The organism is Azospirillum sp. TSH64 (assembly GCF_003116035.1).
GTDB lineage: Bacteria > Pseudomonadota > Alphaproteobacteria > Azospirillales > Azospirillaceae > Azospirillum.
In genome coordinates, this window is the sequence record NZ_LGQW01000015.1 from 1,528,117 (window position 1) to 1,546,022 (window position 17,906).

18 protein-coding genes are annotated in these 17,906 nt (G+C 67.8%); 4 read left to right on the top strand and 14 right to left on the bottom strand.

From position 1 onward, the window contains the following. Window positions 1–260: 260 nt before the first annotated feature. Window positions 261–974: an SDR family oxidoreductase gene (bdcA, locus tag TSH64_RS08495; protein WP_109096373.1), complete on the bottom strand. Its 714-nt coding sequence runs from the start codon at window positions 972–974 to the stop codon at window positions 261–263. A gap of 73 nt (window positions 975–1,047) precedes the next feature. Here bdcA and TSH64_RS08500 point away from each other — a divergent pair, with 73 nt between their 5' ends. Then, window positions 1,048–1,650: a TetR/AcrR family transcriptional regulator gene (locus tag TSH64_RS08500; protein ID WP_109096374.1), complete on the top strand. Its 603-nt coding sequence runs from the start codon at window positions 1,048–1,050 to the stop codon at window positions 1,648–1,650. A gap of 33 nt (window positions 1,651–1,683) precedes the next feature. Here TSH64_RS08500 and TSH64_RS08505 read toward each other — a convergent pair whose 3' ends face one another. The 4 genes from TSH64_RS08505 to uxaC form a co-directional block, all read right to left on the bottom strand. After that, window positions 1,684–2,604: a sugar kinase gene (locus TSH64_RS08505; protein ID WP_109096375.1), complete on the bottom strand. Its 921-nt coding sequence runs from the start codon at window positions 2,602–2,604 to the stop codon at window positions 1,684–1,686. 43 nt (window positions 2,605–2,647) lie between these two features. Beyond that, window positions 2,648–3,643 carry a DMT family transporter gene (locus tag TSH64_RS08510; protein WP_109096376.1) on the bottom strand — a complete coding sequence of 332 codons (996 nt, stop codon included), beginning with the start codon at window positions 3,641–3,643 and terminating at the stop codon, window positions 2,648–2,650. 42 nt (window positions 3,644–3,685) lie between these two features. Further along, the gene (locus TSH64_RS08515) at window positions 3,686–5,209 is read right to left on the bottom strand and encodes an altronate dehydratase family protein (RefSeq protein ID WP_109096377.1); all 1,524 of its coding nucleotides are present in this window, start codon (window positions 5,207–5,209) and stop codon (window positions 3,686–3,688) included. Window positions 5,210–5,371: 162 nt separating this feature from the next. Continuing rightward, window positions 5,372–6,772, bottom strand: a complete 1,401-nt coding sequence (uxaC, locus tag TSH64_RS08520) for a glucuronate isomerase (RefSeq protein ID WP_109096378.1) — start codon at window positions 6,770–6,772, stop codon at window positions 5,372–5,374. Between the two features lie 304 nt (window positions 6,773–7,076). Between uxaC and TSH64_RS08525 the strand changes: the two genes are divergently transcribed. Continuing rightward, entirely contained in the window at window positions 7,077–7,859 is a 783-nt protein-coding gene (locus TSH64_RS08525; RefSeq protein WP_109096379.1) for a GntR family transcriptional regulator, read from the top strand. An 83-nt stretch (window positions 7,860–7,942) separates the two neighbouring features. On the opposite strand, the gene TSH64_RS08530 is transcribed toward TSH64_RS08525, so the two are convergent. The 3 genes from TSH64_RS08530 to kduI form a co-directional block, all read right to left on the bottom strand. Next, on the bottom strand, window positions 7,943–8,326 hold the full coding sequence (locus TSH64_RS08530) for a cupin domain-containing protein (protein WP_109096380.1): 384 nt from the start codon (window positions 8,324–8,326) through the stop codon (window positions 7,943–7,945). A gap of 70 nt (window positions 8,327–8,396) precedes the next feature. Then, the gene (gene kduD, locus TSH64_RS08535) at window positions 8,397–9,155 is read right to left on the bottom strand and encodes a 2-dehydro-3-deoxy-D-gluconate 5-dehydrogenase KduD (protein ID WP_109096381.1); all 759 of its coding nucleotides are present in this window, start codon (window positions 9,153–9,155) and stop codon (window positions 8,397–8,399) included. 45 nt (window positions 9,156–9,200) lie between these two features. Then, window positions 9,201–10,037, bottom strand: coding sequence for a 5-dehydro-4-deoxy-D-glucuronate isomerase (gene kduI / locus TSH64_RS08540; RefSeq protein WP_109096382.1), 837 nt, complete (start codon window positions 10,035–10,037; stop codon window positions 9,201–9,203). Window positions 10,038–10,273: 236 nt separating this feature from the next. Here kduI and TSH64_RS08545 point away from each other — a divergent pair, with 236 nt between their 5' ends. Beyond that, the gene (locus tag TSH64_RS08545; RefSeq protein ID WP_109096383.1) at window positions 10,274–10,720 is read left to right on the top strand and encodes a methylglyoxal synthase; all 447 of its coding nucleotides are present in this window, start codon (window positions 10,274–10,276) and stop codon (window positions 10,718–10,720) included. 30 nt (window positions 10,721–10,750) lie between these two features. On the opposite strand, the gene TSH64_RS08550 is transcribed toward TSH64_RS08545, so the two are convergent. From TSH64_RS08550 to TSH64_RS08570, 5 genes are all read right to left on the bottom strand, one after another. Next, on the bottom strand, window positions 10,751–11,482 hold the full coding sequence (locus TSH64_RS08550; protein ID WP_247873358.1) for a GntR family transcriptional regulator: 732 nt from the start codon (window positions 11,480–11,482) through the stop codon (window positions 10,751–10,753). Between the two features lie 192 nt (window positions 11,483–11,674). Beyond that, window positions 11,675–12,691: an ABC transporter substrate-binding protein gene (locus TSH64_RS08555; RefSeq protein ID WP_109096384.1), complete on the bottom strand. Its 1,017-nt coding sequence runs from the start codon at window positions 12,689–12,691 to the stop codon at window positions 11,675–11,677. Between the two features lie 46 nt (window positions 12,692–12,737). After that, complete coding sequence (locus TSH64_RS08560) at window positions 12,738–13,853, bottom strand: ABC transporter permease (RefSeq protein ID WP_109096385.1); 1,116 nt, start codon at window positions 13,851–13,853, stop codon at window positions 12,738–12,740. Then, window positions 13,850–14,722 carry an ABC transporter permease gene (locus TSH64_RS08565; protein WP_109096386.1) on the bottom strand — a complete coding sequence of 291 codons (873 nt, stop codon included), beginning with the start codon at window positions 14,720–14,722 and terminating at the stop codon, window positions 13,850–13,852. The genes TSH64_RS08560 and TSH64_RS08565 overlap by 4 nt, the downstream gene beginning before the upstream one ends. Next, window positions 14,712–15,554 carry an ABC transporter ATP-binding protein gene (locus TSH64_RS08570; protein WP_109096387.1) on the bottom strand — a complete coding sequence of 281 codons (843 nt, stop codon included), beginning with the start codon at window positions 15,552–15,554 and terminating at the stop codon, window positions 14,712–14,714. The genes TSH64_RS08565 and TSH64_RS08570 overlap by 11 nt, the downstream gene beginning before the upstream one ends. Before the next feature lie 356 nt (window positions 15,555–15,910). Between TSH64_RS08570 and TSH64_RS08575 the strand changes: the two genes are divergently transcribed. Next, window positions 15,911–16,573 (top strand): MarC family protein, encoded by a 663-nt coding sequence (locus TSH64_RS08575; RefSeq protein WP_109051587.1) that lies wholly within the window; start codon window positions 15,911–15,913, stop codon window positions 16,571–16,573. A gap of 3 nt (window positions 16,574–16,576) precedes the next feature. On the opposite strand, the gene paaK is transcribed toward TSH64_RS08575, so the two are convergent. After that, window positions 16,577–17,902: a phenylacetate--CoA ligase PaaK gene (gene paaK / locus TSH64_RS08580; RefSeq protein WP_199237512.1), complete on the bottom strand. Its 1,326-nt coding sequence runs from the start codon at window positions 17,900–17,902 to the stop codon at window positions 16,577–16,579. Window positions 17,903–17,906 lie beyond the last annotated feature (4 nt).

The following is a 17,906-nucleotide window of genomic DNA, read 5'->3' on the forward strand; positions in this document are numbered from 1 at the left end:
CCAGCCTCCTCAGAAGCGCATGCCTCAGAATACTAATATATTAGCTAGCGCGGCAAGCGATTTCGCTCATCCCCCGTTCGGATCCGGGTGTGACAAAGGCGCCCCCATTCCCGTCATGGCTGTGGGGCAACATGGCTGTGAGACGTTGGGGAGCGGAGCAGGATTGCAGAAGGAAACGTCCCGGCCGTCCTCTCCCGCGAAGGCGGGGGATAACGGCCGGGACGGGCGGGCCCGTTCTCGATGGCAATCGAACCCGTCGGTCAGGCGCCGAAGCCGCCGTCGATGGTCTGGAACGAGCCGGTGATCATCGCGGCATGCGGGCCGGCGACATAGGCGGTCAGTTCGGCGACCTCGTCGGCGTCGATGTGGCGCTTGATCGCCATGAAGCTGTGCATGGCGGGCGCCATCGGACCGTCGGCCGGGTTCATGTCGCTGTGGGTCGGACCCGGCTGGATGGCGTTCACGGTGATGCCGCGGTCGCCGAAATCGCGGGCGAGGCCGCGCACCATGCCCTGGACCGCCGCCTTGGTCAGGGCGTAGGCGGCCCCGCCGGCAAACGGCATGCGGTCGCCGTTGACCGAGCCGATGACGATGATGCGTCCGCCGTCGTTCATCTGCCGGGCCGCCTCGACCGCCGCGTGGTAGGGCGCGCGGACATTGATGTCGATCATCCGGTCGACCGCGTCGGGATCGAAGGTCAGCGGATCGCCGAGGATCGCCGTGCCGGCATTGACCACCAGCACGTCCAGCGCGCCGCGACCGGCCACCGTGGCGATCAGGGCGTCGCGGTCGGCGCTGTCGGTCTGGATGGCCTCCGCGCCGGTTTCGGCGGCAAGCGCCTCGGCGGCGTCCTTCGACCCGGCATAGGTGAAGGCGACCGCGCCGCCGGCCTTGGCGAAGCGGCGGACGATGGCCTTGCCGATGCCGCGGCTGCCGCCGAGGACCAGGATCTTGCGGCCGGTGAACTCACCCATGATGTGCTCCTTGAGAAAATGTAGTGAGCGCTATATAAATCCAGGCGGGGGATTTCCGCAAGGAGAAAATATAGTGGTCGCTACAGAAAACTCCGGAGCCCGTGGACGGCGGCGGTCCTTCGATGTGGACGAGGCGGTCGAGACGGCGATGAGGCTGTTCCACGCCCGCGGTTACGACGCCGTGGGCGTCGCCGAGCTGGGAGCCGAATTGGGAATCAAGCCGCCGAGCTTCTATGCCGCCTTCGGCAGCAAGGCGGGGCTGTTCGAGCGGGCGCTTCGGCGCTATGCGGCGGGGGAGGCCAACATCTTCGCCCGGGCGCAGGCCGAGGGCGGCAGTATGGCCGAGGTGATCGAGCAGACGCTGCTGCTGGCGGCGCGGCTCTATCCGAAGCGTGATGGGGTGGCGGGCTGTCTGGTGCTGGACGGGGCGCGCAACAGTGCCGACCCGGAAGCGGCAGCGCTGGCCGAGACGATGAGAAAGGCCGGCGTGGCGGCGATCCGCGACTTCATCGCCGCGGAGGCACCGGACCGGGCCGACGCGCTGGCGGACTTCGTCGCCATCACGATGAAGGGAATGTCGGCGGCGGCGCGCGACGGCATGGGCGAGGAGGCGCTTACCGTCGTCGCCCGGATGGCGGGCCGCGCCTTCCGCCGCGAACTGGCGGCGGAAGGGTGATGTGTCGGCTTGAAGCCGACAGAAAACCGCGAATCAGGCCGGCATGGCGTCGCGCGGGATGATGGCGCCGCGGTGCTGGATGACGGCGGCGGCCAGCTTGTGGGCGGCGCGGGCGGCGTCGGCCGGACCCTCGCCGCGCAGGCGGGATGCCAGATAACCGGCGCTGAAGCTGTCGCCGGCCGCCGTGGTGTCGACCACCGTGGCGACCTTCTGCGCCAGCACCTCGACCGCCTCGCCATTCTCGATCACCACGCAGCCGGGCTGTTCCAGCTTCAGGACGATCTCGGTGACGCCGGCCTTGCGGACGCGGGCCAGCACGGCGTCGGCATCGGCGTCGCCATAGAGGTCGCGCAGGTCGGTGACGCCGGGCAGCGCGATGTCTGTCAGTGCCAGCATGCGGTCGAAGGCGGCCCGCGCGGTGTCGAGGTCCGGCCACAGGCGCGGACGCCAGTTGGTGTCGAAGGCGACCTTGCCGCCCTGCGCGCGGACCCGCTCCAGCACCTCGAACAGGCGCTCGCGGCCTTGCTCGCCCAGGATGGCGATGCTGATGCCGGACAGATAGACGATGCCGTAGCCTTCAAGCGCCTTGGACAGTTCCGGCGTCTGGGGCAGGGCGAACAGCTCGCGCGCCGGGGCATTGTCGCGCCAGTAGAGGAAGCGGCGCTCGCCGCTGGCATCGGTCTCGATCAGGTAGAGGCCGGGCAGGCGGTTCGGCACGCGCAGGACATGGCCGGTGCCGACGCCTTCCGCCGCCCAGGCCGCCACCATGTCGTCGCTGATGCTGTCGTCGCCGAGCGCGGTGACATAGTCGACCGGCGTGCCCAGACGCGCCAGATAGACCGCGGTGTTCAGCGTGTCGCCGCCGAACCCCATGGTCAGCGACCCGTCCGGCCGCCGGAACATCTCGATCATGCATTCGCCGAGTGCGGCGACGCGGTTGGGCGTGTCGGTCATGCTTCTTCTCCGCAAGCCGGGGAGCGCCCCGGCAAATCCCATTTCAGGCAACAGAACGGCGTTCCCGCGCCCGCATCCGCTCGCGGTGCGCGGTGTAGAGTCCGCTGGCGATGATCACGCCGGTGCCGACGAAGGTCCAATGGTCGGGCACCGCGCCGAAGACGAGGAACCCCAGCGCCGTGGACCAGATCAGCTGTACGTAGGTGAAGGGCGCCAGCACCGATGCCTCGCCCTGGCGGTAGGCCAGGATCAGCAGCCATTGCGCCGCCGTGTAGACCAGCCCGATGAAGACCCCCAGCAGCATCTCCCACGGCGTCGGCCATGCCGCATGCAGCGGCAGCAGCGCCGTCAGGGCGATCAGGCCGGTGAGCGCGCTCCACACCATGGTGGTCAGCGGGTTCTCCTGCACCGTCATCTTGCGCGTCGCCACCAGCCCCAGCGCCCAGCTGAAGGCGGTCAGGATCGGCAGCAGCGAGGCCGGTTGGAACCCCTCCGCCCCTGGCCGGATGACGATGATGACGCCGGCCAGCCCGACCAGCAGCGCCGCCCAGCGGCGGACGCCGACCGTCTCGGCCAGCAGCAGGATCGACAGCACGGTGACGAAGACGGGAGAGACGAAGCTGATCGCCGCGGCCTCGGCCAGCGGCAGATGCTGCATCGCCATGATGAAGAACAGCGCCGAGCCCAGCATGCCCAGCCCGCGCACCACCTGAAGCCCCGGCCGCGTCGTCTTCAGCACGCTCAGCGAACCGCCGCGGAGCGCCAGCGGCATCACCAATGCTGTGAAGACGACATAGCGCATCCAGGCGATCTCGGCCGGCGGCAGGGTCCGGCCGAGATATTTCGCCGTGGCGTCGGAGCAGGACAGGCAGGCCACCCCCAGCACCACCAGCAGGATCGCCCGCATCGGCTCCGTGCCCTTGGACCCGGATCCAGCCTGCGGATTGACGGTAGGCTGGATCGGGGTCTGCGGCGCGTTCACCGGCGAGGGTCCGGCATCGCTGCGGGGGCCGGGGAGAGGGGTGGAACTGTCGGGCATGGCGCCGGCTCGTCATCGGTCATGGTTAAGGGGGCGGACCCCTTACATAACCGCTCCCATCTGCCAAGGAGCAAATTCGTCGGCACCGACGCCGAGTTCCTCGCTCTTGGTCTTGCGGCCCGACGCGGTGTCGAGCACCAGCTGGAAGATCGCGCGGCCGACCTCCTCGATGGAGGCGTCGCCGGTGGCGATGGCGCCGCAGTCGATGTCCATGTCGTCCGGCATGCGGCGGAACAAAGTGCTGTTGGTCGCCAGCTTCAGGCTGGGCGTCGGCTTGCAGCCGAACACCGAGCCGCGGCCGGTGGTGAAGCACAGCACGTTGGCGCCGCCCGCCACCTGTCCGGTCGCCGACACCGGATCGTAGCCGGGCGTGTCCATGAAGACGAAGCCCTTGTCGGTGATCGGCTCGGCATAGCGGTAGACGGCGGTCATCGGGGTGGTGCCGCCCTTGGCGACCGCGCCCAGCGACTTCTCCAGGATGGTGGTCAGGCCGCCCTTCTTGTTGCCGGGCGACGGGTTGTTGTTCATCTCGCCGCCGGTGCGGCTGGTGTACTCCTCCCACCAGCCGATGCGCTCGACCAGCGCCTCGCCGACCTCGCGGCGGACGGCGCGGCGGGTCAGCAGATGCTCGGCGCCGTAGACCTCCGGCGTCTCGCTCAGGACGGCGGTGCCGCCGTTGCGGACCAGCAGGTCGACGGCATAGCCCAGCGCCGGGTTGGCGGTGATGCCCGAATAGCCGTCGGAGCCGCCGCATTGCAGCGCCAGCGTCAGGTGGCTGGCCGGCAGGGTCTGGCGGGTAACGTCGTTGATCTCCGGCAGCAGCGCCTCGATCCGGCGGATGCCCTCGCGGGCCGCTGCGGCGGTGCCGCCCATATCCTGGATGCCGATGGGGATGACGCGGGCGCCCTCCTCCAGGCCGGTGGCCTCCATCAGCTTGTCGATCTGGTTCACCTCGCAGCCGAGGCCGAGCAGGATCACCGCGGCGAAGTTCGGGTGGCGGGCATAGCCGGCGATGGTCCGGCGCAGCGTGTCCATCACCTCGCCGCTGCCGGCCATGCCGCAGCCGTAGCCGTGGGTGAGCGCCACGACGCCGTCGATGTTGGGATAGGCGGCGAGTGCTGCCCCGCGGAAATGGTCGGCGATCATCCTTGCTGCGGTGGCGGAGCAGTTCACCGAGGTCAGCACGCCGATGTAGTTGCGGGTGGCGACGCGGCCGTCCGGGCGGACGATGCCCTGGAAGGTGGCGCGCTCGGCCTCCGGGATCGGTTCGACCGGGTGGACATCGGCGCCGAAGGCATAGTCGCGCTCGAAATCGCTGCCCATGCCCATGTTGTGGACGTGGACATGGTCGCCCGGCTGGATCGCCGCGGTGGCGAAGCCGATGACCTGATTGTACTTGCGCACCGGCTCGCCCAGCGCGATGGCGCGCACCGCGACCTTGTGCCCGGCCGGCACCGGCCCGGTGGTCGCGACTTCGGTGCCGGGCAGAGTGGTGCCGGGCTCCAGGTCGGCGCCGGCGACGACGACGTTGTCGGCGGGGTGCAGGCGGATGGTCAGCGATGCCATGGGAAGATGTCCTTGAGGCGCGAAGGGGACTTGATATTCCCTCTCCCCCCCGGGGAGAGGGTTAGGGTGAGGGGGAAGCGCGGCGGGACCTTTGGGAAAATCCTGCGGTGCATCCCCCTCACCCCGACCCTCTCCCCGGGGGGGGAGAGGGGGATTGGGCCGTTACAGCTTGTAGGCGTTCTTGGCGAGGCGGTAGGCGAGGTCGACGGCCAGGTCCGCGGCCTCGTCCTCTTCCATCCGGTGCTCGGCGACCAGACGGGCGAGGAAGCTGCAATCGACGCGGCGCGACACGTCGTGGCGGGCCGGGATCGAGCAGAAGGCGCGGGTGTCGTCGTTGAAGCCGACCGTGTTGTAGAAGCCGGCGGTCTCCGTGATCATCTCGCGGTAGCGGCGCATGCCCTCGGGGCTGTCGTGGAACCACCAGGCCGGGCCGACGCGCAGCGCCGGATAATGGCCGGCCAGCGGCGCCAGCTCGCGGGAATAGCTGTCCTCATCCAGCGTGAACAGGATGATGGTCAGGTCGCGCTCGTTGCCGAAGCGGTCGAGCAGCGGCTTCAGCGCCCGCACATACTCGGTGCCGCTCGGGATGTCGGCGCCCTTGTCGCGGCCGAAGCGCTGGAACACCACGTCGTTGTGATTGCGGAAGGAGCCGGGGTGGATCTGCATGACCAGACCGTCCTCCAGGCTCATCCGCGCCATTTCGGTCAGCATCTGGGCGCGGAACAGCTCGGACTCCTCGGCCGTCGCACCGCCGCGGCGGACGATGTCGAACAGCTTTTCCGCTTCCGCAGGAGCCAGGTCGGCGGTCGCCGCCGTCGGGTGGCCGTGGTCGGTCGAGGTGGCGCCGAAGCTCTTGAAATACTGGCGACGGTCGGCCAGAGCGGCGAGATAGCCGTCCCAGGTCGCGGTGTCCTTGCCGGTGATGCGGGCCAGTTCGGCGAGGTTGTCGCGGAAGCCCTCGAACTCCGGATCGACGACCGGATCCGGACGGAAGGCGGTGATGACCCGGCCCTTCCAGCCGCTCTCGCGGATCGCCTTGTGGTGGACCAGCGGGTCGAGCGGCGATTCGGTGGTCGCCAGCACTTCGAGGTTGAAGCGCTCGAACAGGGCGCGCGGACGGTATTCCGGCTTGCGCAGGCACTCTTCGATCTGGTCGTAGATGCGGTCGGCGCTGGCGGCACTCAGGCGCTCGGTGACGCCGAACACCGTCTCGAAGGCGTGCGTCAGCCACATCGAGGTCGGGGTGCCGCGGAACAGGTGCCAGTTGCTGGCGAGCAGGCGCCAGATGGCGCGCGAATCGGTCGAGGTCTCCCCGCCGTCCTTGCGCGGAACGCCCAGCTGCTCCAGCGGAATTCCCTGGCTGTAGAGCATGCGGAATGCATAATGGTCGGGCTTGACGAACAGGCTCGCCGGATCGGGGAACGCCTCATTCTGCGCGAACCAGGACGGATCGGTGTGGCCGTGCGGGCTGACGATCGGCAGGGCGGCGACTTCGCCGTACAGGCGGCGCGCGATGGCACGTTGCGTCGGGTCGCTCGGAAAAAGACGGTCGGGGTGAAGCATCGGAAGCCTCTACGCTGCAAGAGAAGGGCAAAAGCAGGGTGGGGAAAAGGCGGGGTCCGTGCGGGGGACCGTCCCTACCGGCTGGTCGTATAATATTAATATATCAGATCTGATTGCAAGCCCAATCGTTCCGCCGATGGGGCTTCGGAGCCGGTGAAGGCTGCGCCCAGTCGCCGCACCCGGCCTATAAGGAAAACCGGCGATGGGTTTGACGTTGACGAAGAGGGGCAGGTAGATTGCTGGGGATGAGGAACATCTCGCGGGTGGCGGACCGCCGCCCCACGACATCTGTATGTTTGCCGGAATGGAGCCATCGGTGAAGAAGGTCGCGACGACAGAAGATGAAGGCGGCCTGACCTCCGCAGCCGTGCGCCGCAGCGCGGCCCCGGCCCCGGCGGTGCGCCCGCCGCGCCGCGCCGCCACCGTCGCATCGCGCATCTACCGCGACCTGCGCGGCGAGATCGTCTCGCTGAAGCGCAAGCCCGGCGACGCCATCGCCGAGAAGCAGATCGCCGAGTCCTATGGCGTCAGCCGCACGCCGGTGCGCGAGGCGGTGCTGAAGCTGGCCGACGAGGGGCTGATCGAGATTTTCCCGCAGTCCGGCACCTTCGTGTCGCGCATCCCGCTGGACGCCCTGCCGGAAGCCTTCGCCATCCGCAAGGCGCTGGAGGAGGCGACGGTGCGCTATGCGGCGGCGCGTGCCAGCCGCAGCCAGATCGCGGCATTGCGCGCCAATCTGGAATTGCAGCGCGAGATGCAGGAAACCGCCAATTACGAAGGCTTCCATCAGGCCGACGAGGCGTTCCATGCGCTGATCGCGGAGATCGCCGGCTATCCCGGCTTCTGGACGCTGATCCAGCAGACCAAGGTGCAGATCGACCGCTACCGCCTGCTGACCCTGCCGGTGCGCGGCCGCATCGCCGAGGTGATCGCCGAGCACACGGCCATCCTCGACGCGATGGCGGCGAACGACCCCGCCGCCGCCATCAAGGCGCTGGACGACCATCTGGACGATCTGCAGATATCGGTCGCCGACATCCGCCGCGACTACCCGCGCTATTTCACGGCGCCGGGCGACCCAATTTGAAAAGGCCGATCTGAGGGGGCCGATTTGAAAGGGCCGGGGCGCCGGGCCGGTTTGAAAACCGGCCTGCGCCCTGATCGGGGGAGTTACTTTGCGTCGGTTTCGGCAGCGTAGGCCACCGGCTCACCCAGGAAATCCTCGCGGATCGGCGTGAAGATGTCGAGCAGCACGCCCGGCTCCAGCGCCACCACGCCATGCAGGACGTTGGACGGCACCATATAGCCGTCGCCGGTGTTCAGCCGCTTGGTGCGGCCGTCGATGGTGACGTCAAAGGAGCCCTTCTCCACCACGGCGCACTGGACATGGGGATGGCGATGCTGCGCGCCGATGGCGCCGGCCTCGAACTCCACCCGCACCATCATCATCGTGTCGTTGTAGCCGAGGATCTTGCGGCGCACGCCGTCGCCCAGATCCTGCCACGGGATGTCGCCCGCGGTCAGGAACACATCGGTCGCCGTTGCGGTGGTCATCGTCCGGTTTCCTCCCCCAATGGAAAAGCCCTCCTCCGCCCGTGAGGGGCGGGGAGGGCTGCTTTTGCGGTCAGCGCGCCAGCCAGCCGCCGTCGACCGGCAGGATGGTGCCGTGGATGTAGTCGGCGGCATCCGAGGCCAGGAACACCGCCGGGCCGCCGATGTCGGACGGCACGCTCCAGCGGCCGGCCGGGATGCGGCCGAGGATCTCGGCGCTGCGGTTCTCGTCGGCGCGCAGAGCCGCGGTGTTGTTGGTGGCGACATAGCCCGGCGCGATGGCATTCACGTTGATGCCCTTGCCGGCCCATTCGCAGGCGAGAAGCTTGGTGATGCCGGCGACGCCGCTCTTGGAGGCGGTGTAGGACGGCACGCGGATGCCGCCCTGGAAGGACAGCATCGAGGCGATGTTGATGATCTTGCCCTTGCGGCCGGCACCGATGGCATAGCGGCCGAAGGCCTGGCAGAGGAAGAACACCGTCTTGATGTTGAGGTTCATCACGGCGTCCCAGTCGGCCTCGCTGAAGTCGACGGCGTCGGCGCGGCGGATCATGCCGGCGTTGTTGACGAGGATGTCCAGCCCGCCGAGCGTGGCGACCGTCTGCTCCACCAGCCCCTGCACCGGGGCGATGGAGGTCAGGTCGGCGTGGATGCCGAGGAACTTGCGGCCGGTCGCCTCGACCAGACCCTTGGTCTCGTCCAGCGACACCACGTCGACGGCGGCGATGTCGGCGCCGGCCTCGGCCATCGCCACGGCGATGCCCTGGCCGATGCCGGTGTTGGCGCCGGTGACCAGCGCCACCTTGCCGGTCAGGTCGAACGAAATGCTCATGGTCGGTTCCCGTTCTTATGAGTTGGTTTCAAATCGGCGGGCGCGTCAGCGCAGGCGGTCCATGGCGACGAAGTCCATGTCCGTGAAGTCCTGGTTGTCGCCGCCCATCGCCCAGATGAAGGTGTAGTTGCGGGTGCCGACGCCGGAATGGATCGACCAGGGCGGCGAGATCACCGCCTGCTCGTTGGCGACCACGATGTGGCGGGTCTGCTCCGGCTCGCCCATCAGGTGGACGACGCGCGCCTCTTCCGGCAGGTCGAAGTAGAAATAGACCTCGCAGCGCCGGTCATGGGTGTGGCACGGCATCGTGTTCCACATGTTGTTCGGCTTCAGCACCGTCATGCCCAGCACCAGCTGCGCGGTGCGGACCACGTCCGGGTGGATCATCTGGTAGATGGTGCGCTCGTTCGACTGGGCCGGGTCGCCGAGATGCACGGCCTTGGCCTGGCCGATCGAGATCTTCATCGTCTCGAACCGGGCATGGGCGGGCGTGCTGTTCAGGTAGAACTTGGCCGGCTCGCGGCGGTCCAGGCTTTCAAAGACGACGTCCTTGCTGCCCATCGCGACATAGAGCGCGTCGCGCGGCGCCAGCTCATAGACGGCGCCGTCGACGGTGACGCGGCCGGCACCGCCGACATTGACCACGCCCAGCTCGCGCCGGTCGAGGAAGTTGGGCGAGCCGATCTCCTTGGAGGAGTCCAGCTTCAGCGGGCCGGCGACCGGCATGGCGCCGCCGACGACGAAACGGTCGATGTGGCTGTAGGTGAAGACGGTCTCGTCCGCCTCGAACAGGGTCGGGACCAGGAAATGGTCGCGCAGCGTCTCGGTGTCGAAGCCGCGGACCGCGTCGGGATGGGAGGCATGCCGGACGGAGATTTTCATGGGAAGGGTCCTTTTAAAATCTGTGCAGCCGGCGTCCCGGCGGGTCTGGCGCCATCATACTAATATACTAGTAAGCCGGGCAAGCTCTAATGATGGAGTGCCGGACATTTCAGGCGGCGGAGGGTGCGACAAAGTCGCTGGTCCGACGGGGGAGTGCGGTAGGGTCGGAGGGGCCGCGTTGCGTCGGCCTCAAAGGTAATATATTAGTGAACGGTCTTCGCCCGGAGTGTCCAGTCATGTCCAGTCAGCAGCCCCGCAAGCGCATCGCCCTCGTCGCCCATGACGCCCGCAAGGCGGACCTCATCGCCTGGATCGGCGCCAACATCGAAGCATTGGACGGCCACGCCTTCTGGGCGACCGGCACCACCGGGCAGAAGGTGCGCGCCGCCCATCCCGGCCTGGACATCACCCCGCTGAAGAGCGGCCCGCTGGGCGGCGACCAGCAGATCGGCGCGATGATCGCGGAAGGGCGGATCGACCTGCTGGTCTTCTTCGTCGATCCGATGACCGCCCAGCCGCACGATGTCGATGTGAAGGCGCTGACCCGGCTGGCGACGCTCTACAACATCCCGATGGCCTGCAACGAGGCCACCGCCGACATGATCGTCTCCTCCGCCCATTTCGCCAGCGGCTATGCCCCGCGCGCCGCCAGCTTCACGGCCTATGAGACGCGCAAGCTGTGAGCGCGTCCCGCCCGCTCATTCCGTGAAATCTCATTCCGTGAAATATTGCGGATAGCTCCGCCGGACCTCGGCGATGCCAAGTTGCAGGTCGGTCAGATGGTGGCGCAGCTCGCCCACCGCGCGGTCGGGGTCGCGGGCGGCGACGGCCTCGACGATGGCGCCGTGTTCGGCCAGCGCCTTGTCCATCCGGCCGGCCGCCGGCAGGGTCAAATGGCGGTAGCGGTCGACCTGCCGCTTCACCTGCTGGGTCACCGCCCAGAAGCCGGGATAGCCGGAGATCTCCGCCAGCAGGGCATGGAATGCCTCGTCGGCCTCGTGGAAGCCGTCGAAATTGCCGGACTCCTTCATCTCGCGCTGGAGTTCCAGATTGGCGCGCAGCCGCGCCACCTGGCTGCCGCTCGCCTGTTCGGCGGCGTAGCGCACGGTGGCCTCCTCCAGCGCGCGGCGGATGGCGATGGCCTCCGGCAGGCCGCTGATGGGAATGCGGGCGACGAAGGTGCCGGACTGCGGGAACACCTCCACCAGACCCTCGTCGGCCAGCTTCAGCATCGCCTCGCGCACCGGCGTGCGGCTGACGCCATAGGTTTCCGCCACCTCCTTCTCGATCACCGGCTCGCCCGGCTTGCGCCGCAGCGAGACGATGTCGTCGCGCAGGTCGCGGTAGATGGTGCCCGAGACCGTGGCGCCGCGGTGGGCAGGCCTTGCGGTGGCACTGGCGGGCCGGCGGCGGCGGCGGCGCACCGGTGCGGCCACGGCCACCATGTTCGTATCGCCCGCGTTGGAATCCATAATCGTCCCATTCATGTCGTCGGCGGTCATGCCTTCGACCGCAGCCACTAATATATCGCTGCGTTTCCGCGGGCGGGAAGCTTTTTGCCGCGGAAATTCGGGGATGGTAACGGGGTGGGGGGAGTGGCGGCGCAGGCAGCACCCACTCCCCCGCGATCGGTGCTCTTACAGCTTCGCCGCCGCGTCGAACACCGCATGGCTGTAGGCGCCTTCCGGCTTCTTCGAGATCACCGGGGCCGACGCGCCCGACATCAGGATGCCGACGGTGCGGTCGAAATCGGCCGGGTCGAGATAGCCGGTGCCCTTGGCGCCGCCCTCGATCAGCTTGGCGACCTCCTGCATCATGGTGGTCTGGTGTTCCTCGGTCTGGGCGCCGGTGGTGTCGTTCTCCAGCACGATCTTCACCGCCTCGGCCTGGTTCTTGGCGGCGTACTCCCAGCCCTTGGCCGAGGCCTTTACGAATTTCGCCAGCTTCTCGACGATCTTCGGGTCGGACAGCGACTTCTCGGTGGCGTAGAGGCCGTCCTCCAGCGTCGCGACGCCCTGCTCCTGATACTTGAAGACGGTCAGCTCGTCGGCCTTCATGCCGGCTTCGATCAGCTGCCAATATTCGTTGTAGGTCATGGTGGAGATGCAGGCCGCCTGCTTCTGCAACAGAGGATCGACGTTGAAGCCCTGCTTCAGCACCTTCACGTCCGGGCTGGAGCCGGAGGTGGAGTAGCCCAGCTTGCTCATCCAGGCCAAAAACGGATATTCGTTGCCGGAGAACCAGACGCCCAGCGTGTTGCCCTTGAAGTCCTTCGGATCCTTGATGTTGGCGTCCTTGCGGCAGGTCAGCATCATGCCGGACTTCTGGAACATCTGGGCGATGTTGACCAGCGGCACGCCCTTCTCGCGGCTGGCCAGCGCCGACGGCATCCAGTCGACGATCACGTCGGCACCGCCGGCGGCGATGACCTGGGTCGGGTTGATGTCGGGGCCGCCAGCCTTGATCGTCACGTCCAGCCCGGCGTCCTTGTAGAAGCCCTTGGCCGCGGCGACGTAATAGCCGGCGAACTGGGCCTGGGTGACCCATTTCAGCTGGAGCGTCAGCGCATCGGCGGCGGCGGCCGGCGCCCCCCAGCCGGCGAGGCCGGTGAGCGCGGTTGCGGCGAGCAGGACGGCGGAGGCAAGGGTCTTCATCGCGTTCGATCCTCTTCTGGCTGGGTTTTGTTTTGGCTTGAGGCGGTCAGCGTTTGCGGAAGGACGGGTGCCAGGCGGTGACATGCCGCTCCGCCAGTGCCAGCGCACCGTAGAGCAGCGATCCGGTCAGGGCGGCGACGGCGATCGTCGCCCAGACCACATCCAAGTTCATCCGGGCGACCTGGGTGGAGATGCGGAAGCCCATCCCCACCACCGGCGTCCCGAAGAACTCGGCGACGATGGCCCCGATCAGAGCCAGGGTTGAGTTGATCTTCAGTCCGTTGAACAAAAAGGGCAAGGCGCAGGGAAGCCGCAGCATCGCCAGCGTGCGCCAGTAGCCGGCACCATAGGAGCGCATCAGGTCGAGCTGGATGCGATCCGCGCTCTGCAAGCCGGCCAAAGTGTTGATCAGCATGGGGAAGACGGTCATCACCACGATGACGGCGGCCTTGGACTGCCAGTCGAAACCGAACCACATCACCATGATGGGCGCGATGCCCACCACCGGCACGGCGCTGGCCAGATTGCCGAGCGGCAGCAGCCCGCGCGCCAGGAAGGGCACCCGGTCGGCCAGGATCGCCACGAGGAATCCGGCGCCGCAGCCGATCAGATAGCCGCGCAGGACCGAAATCAGCACCGTCTGGCGGAAATCGTCCCACAAATCGGCGGCGTTGGCGGCGAAGGCGGTTGCCACGAGGCTCGGCGGCGGCAACAGGATGGTCGGCACCTGGAAGCCGCGGGTCAGGATCTCCCACAGCATGACCAGCGCCAGCCCGAACAAGGCGGGGCCGGCCAGCCGCACCGGCCCGGCGATGCCCGCCAGCAGAGCCAGCACCCGCCAGAGCAGCAGTGTGGCGCCGGCCACATAGATCCACAGCCCACCGGCCTGGGCGAGGGCGTTGCCCTGGTTCAGCAGGAGCAGCGGGGCGGCATAGGCGGCGGCGACTCCGGCCAGCAGGAGCAGGGCCTCGCCCAGTGCCGAGCCGGGCAGGCGGCGGGCGAGGATCGTCGCGACGGTCAGGGCGAAGAGGGCCAGGGCCACGGGAAGCTGCGGCAGATAAAGGGCGGCACCGTCCTGTGCGGCGAAGGGCAGCAGCGGGGCGGCCAGCATCACCAGCGGCCACGGTGCCATGATGGGGCGGGGCATGGTGGAGCGGCTCATCGTGCTCCTCCCCGGCCGCCCGGCACCAGCGCCCGTTCGGCGAGGCCGACGACGGCGACCAGCGTGACACTCAGCACTGCCGCCATCACCAGCGCGCTCCAGATCTGCACGGTCTGGCCGTAATAGGAGCCGGACAACAATCGGGCGCCCAATCCCGCCTGCCCGCCGGTCGGCAACTCGGCGACGATGGCGCCGACGACGCTGGCGGCGACCGCGATCTTCAGGCTGGTGAACAAATAGGGCAGCGAGGCCGGCAGGCGCAGCAGGCGGAAGGTTTGGGCGGTGCCGGCGCTGTAGGTCCGCATCAGGTCCAGCGTCAGCGGATCGGCGGAGCGCAGCCCCTTCACCATGCCGATGGTGATCGGGAAGAAGCACAGATACATGGCGATGATCGCCTTGGGCAGCAGGCCGGTGAAGCCCAGATTGCCGAGGATCACCACGATCATCGGCGCAATCGCCAGGATCGGCACGGTCTGCGAGGCGATGACCCAGGGCAACAGGCTGGATTCCAGCGTGCGTGCCTGGACGATGCCGGCCGCCAGCGCCACCCCCAGAACCACCCCCATGCCGAAGCCGGCCAGGGCGGCCCCGGCGGTGACGCCGGTGTGGTAGAGCAGGTTGCGGATGCTGGTCACCGGATAGCCGGTCAGGGACGTGTAGAGATCGAGTGCCACCTGATCCGGCGTCGGCAGGATCGGGCGCTTCATCGCCAGCGTGGCGCGGATCAGGTCGGCGGTGGTCCAGTCGTGGCCGGCGCGGTTCAGCGCGTCGGTCGCCATCGGCGCGTTCAGCCAGACGGCACCTGCGTACCACAGTACCAGCACCGCCAGCGCCATCACGGCGACGGGGAGGGAGCCCTTAATCGTCATAGCTGTGGCCCTCCATCAGCCCTTCGCGGACGCGGTGGGCGATGCGCTGGAACTCCGGGCTTTCGCGGATGTCGAGCGTGCGCTCGCGCGGCAGGTCGCGGTCACAGTCGATGACATCGAGGATGCGGCCGGGGCGCGGGCTCATCACCACGATGCGGGTGGAGAGGAACACCGCCTCGGCGATGGAGTGGGTGACGAAGATGCAGGTCTTGCGGGTGCCGAGCCACAGGCGGGTTAGCTGCAAATTCAGATGGTCGCGGGTGATCTCGTCGAGCGCGCCGAACGGCTCGTCCATCAAAAGCAGGTCGGGGTTGAAGGCGAGGGCGCGGGCGATGGACACCCGCTGCTGCATGCCGCCGGACAGCTGCCAGGGGAATTTGCGCTCGAAGCCGGACAGCCCGACGAGGTCGAGCTGCTCGCGGGCGCGCTGCTGCCGGTCTGCCCTGGGAAGCCCCATGATCTCCAGCGGCAGCATGACGTTGCGTTCCACCGTCCGCCACGGGTAGAGCGCCGGGGCCTGGAAGACGTAACCGTAGGCGCGCTTCAGCCGTGCCTGTTCCGGCGTCATGCCGTTGACCGTGACCTCGCCGGAGGTCGGCTGTTCGAGGTCGGCGACCACCCGCATCAGGGTCGTCTTGCCGCAGCCGCTGGGGCCGATCAGCGAGATGAAGTCGCCCTTGGATATCGACAGGCTGACGTCGCTCAGCGCGTAGACCGGATGGTCGGCAGCCTGATAGGTCAGGGTCAGGTTGCGGACATCGACGATGGTGCGCGGCGCCGCGTCTGCGGCCGGCGGAACCAGAGTGAGCGGTGCGGGCTGGGCGGCTGGCACGGCGTTCGTCCCTTCGCGTTGTCGTCTCTCGGCGGGGACGAGAGCAAGAAGCGAGCCAGAGGGGGACGGGATTGAGTATTCAGCGGGTAGGGCTTTGTTTTCACGAAGAGAAAACTTGTCTATCCAGACAGGAACTGACGGTGTGGACAGTGTTCGGGCAGGTGTGTTTTTCGCAAGGCGCACAATTTTCGGGCTGAGGCTGTGTGGGTGGTGAATTTTCGGGCAGGGATGAAGATGTCCCCCTCTCCCCAGGGGGGAGAGGGGATTAAGGGGCGGGAGAGGGAAACAACGCCACCCTTGCCAGTCCTGCCCCGTCCCCGCTAACTGTTCAAACGGCCGACAAACCCCTGGATGCCATGCTCGACAGTTTCCTGCTCGCCTTCACCGCCCTGTTCTCCATCGTCAATCCGCTGGCGATGGCGCTGATCTTCAGCCAGGTGACGGCGGACAGCAGTCCGCGCGACCGGGCGCGGCTGGCCGGGCTGGTCAGCCTCTATTCGGCCATCGTCATGCTGACCGCGCTGTGGGCGGGTGCCTATGTGCTGAACTTCTTCGGCGTGTCGATGGCGGCGCTGCGGATCGCCGGCGGCTTCGTGGTGGCTGAACGCGCCTGGGCGCTGCTGACCGCACCGGAACGCCACGAGGCGCGTAAGCAGGAACAGGCCGCACCCACCGGCGACAACGACCGGCTGGCGGAGTCGGCCTTCTTCCCGATGACGATCCCCTTCACCACCGGGCCGGGCACCATCTCGGTCGCCATCGCGCTGGGCTCCACCCGTCCGACGCGCGGGGCCGGCGGGCTGATGGAGTTCTTCCTGGGCATGTCGGGGGCGGCGCTGGCGATTGCCGCGCTGATCTGGCTGTCCTACCGCTCCGCCGACCGCATCGTCGCCTTCCTGGGTCCGACGCGGGTGCGGGTGCTGACGCGGCTGTTCGCCTTCCTGCTGTTCTGCGTCGGCGTCCAGATCCTGCTGACCGGCGTTCTGGACGCCTTCCCGCTGCTGTCGCAGAAGGGCTGAGCCTCAGCTTTTGGGCCGCAGATCCTGCACTCGCTTGGCCTTGCCGATGGACCTGGCGATGCCGCCGGGTTCGACCACCTCGACGCGGGTGCTGATGCCGATCAGCGACTTGATCGAGTGCTGGAGATGCCTGGCATGGCCGTCCCATTCCGACGGGTGGATGTCGTCATGCATCTCCACACGGACGGCGAGGTTGTCCATATGGCCGTCGCGGCTGACCACCAGCTCATAATGCGGGGCCAGCGCCGGGATCTTGCAGATCAGCTCCTCGACCTGGGTCGGGAAGACGTTCACGCCGCGGATGATGAGCATGTCGTCGGACCGGCCGGTGATCTTGTCCATCCGCCGCATGCCGCGCGAAGTCGGCGGCAGCAGCCGGGTCAGGTCGCGGGTGCGGTAGCGGATGACCGGCATGCCCTGCTTGGTGAGCGTGGTGAAGACCAGCTCGCCGTAGGAGCCGTCCGGCAGAACCTCGCCTGATTCGGGATCGATGATCTCGGGATAGAAATGATCCTCCCAGATCACCGGGCCGTCCTTGGTCTCGACGCATTCGGACGCCACGCCCGGCCCCATCACCTCCGACAGGCCGTAGATGTCCACCGCATGGATGTTGAAGGTGCGCTCGATCTCCTCGCGCAAGGCACCGGTCCAGGGCTCGGCGCCGAAGATGCCGACGCGCAGGCTGGTGCCGCGCGGGTCGATGCCCTGGCGGCGCATCTCGTCGGCGATGTTCAGCATGTAGGACGGCGTGACCATGATGATGGTCGGCTTGAAGTCCTGGATCAGCTGGACCTGCTTCTCGGTCTGGCCGCCCGACATCGGCACCACGGCGCAGCCCAGCCGCTCCGCCCCGTAATGGGCGCCGAGGCCGCCGGTGAACAGGCCGTAGCCGTAGGCGATGTGCACGATGTCGTTGCGCGTGCCGCCGGCCGCGCGGATGGAGCGGGCGACGACCTCCGACCAGACGTCGATGTCGCCCTTGGTGTAGCCGACCACTGTCGGCCGTCCGGTGGTGCCGCTGGAGGCATGGACGCGGACGATGTCCTCCATCGGCACGGCGAACATGCCATAGGGGTAGGCGCGGCGCAGATCGTCCTTCACGGTGAAGGGGAAGAGCGCCAAATCCTTCAATTCCTTGAAGTCGTCGGGATGGACGCCCTTCGCCTCGCACTTGGCTCGGAAGGACGCGACGTTGGCATAAGAGTGACGCAGCGACCATGCCAGCCGCTCCGTCTGCATCGCGACGATCTCGTCGCGGCTGGCGAACTCGTAGCGGTCCATGCCGGCTTTCGCGCCCTCGGTAACGCCGGTATCGGTCATGATGGACATGGTG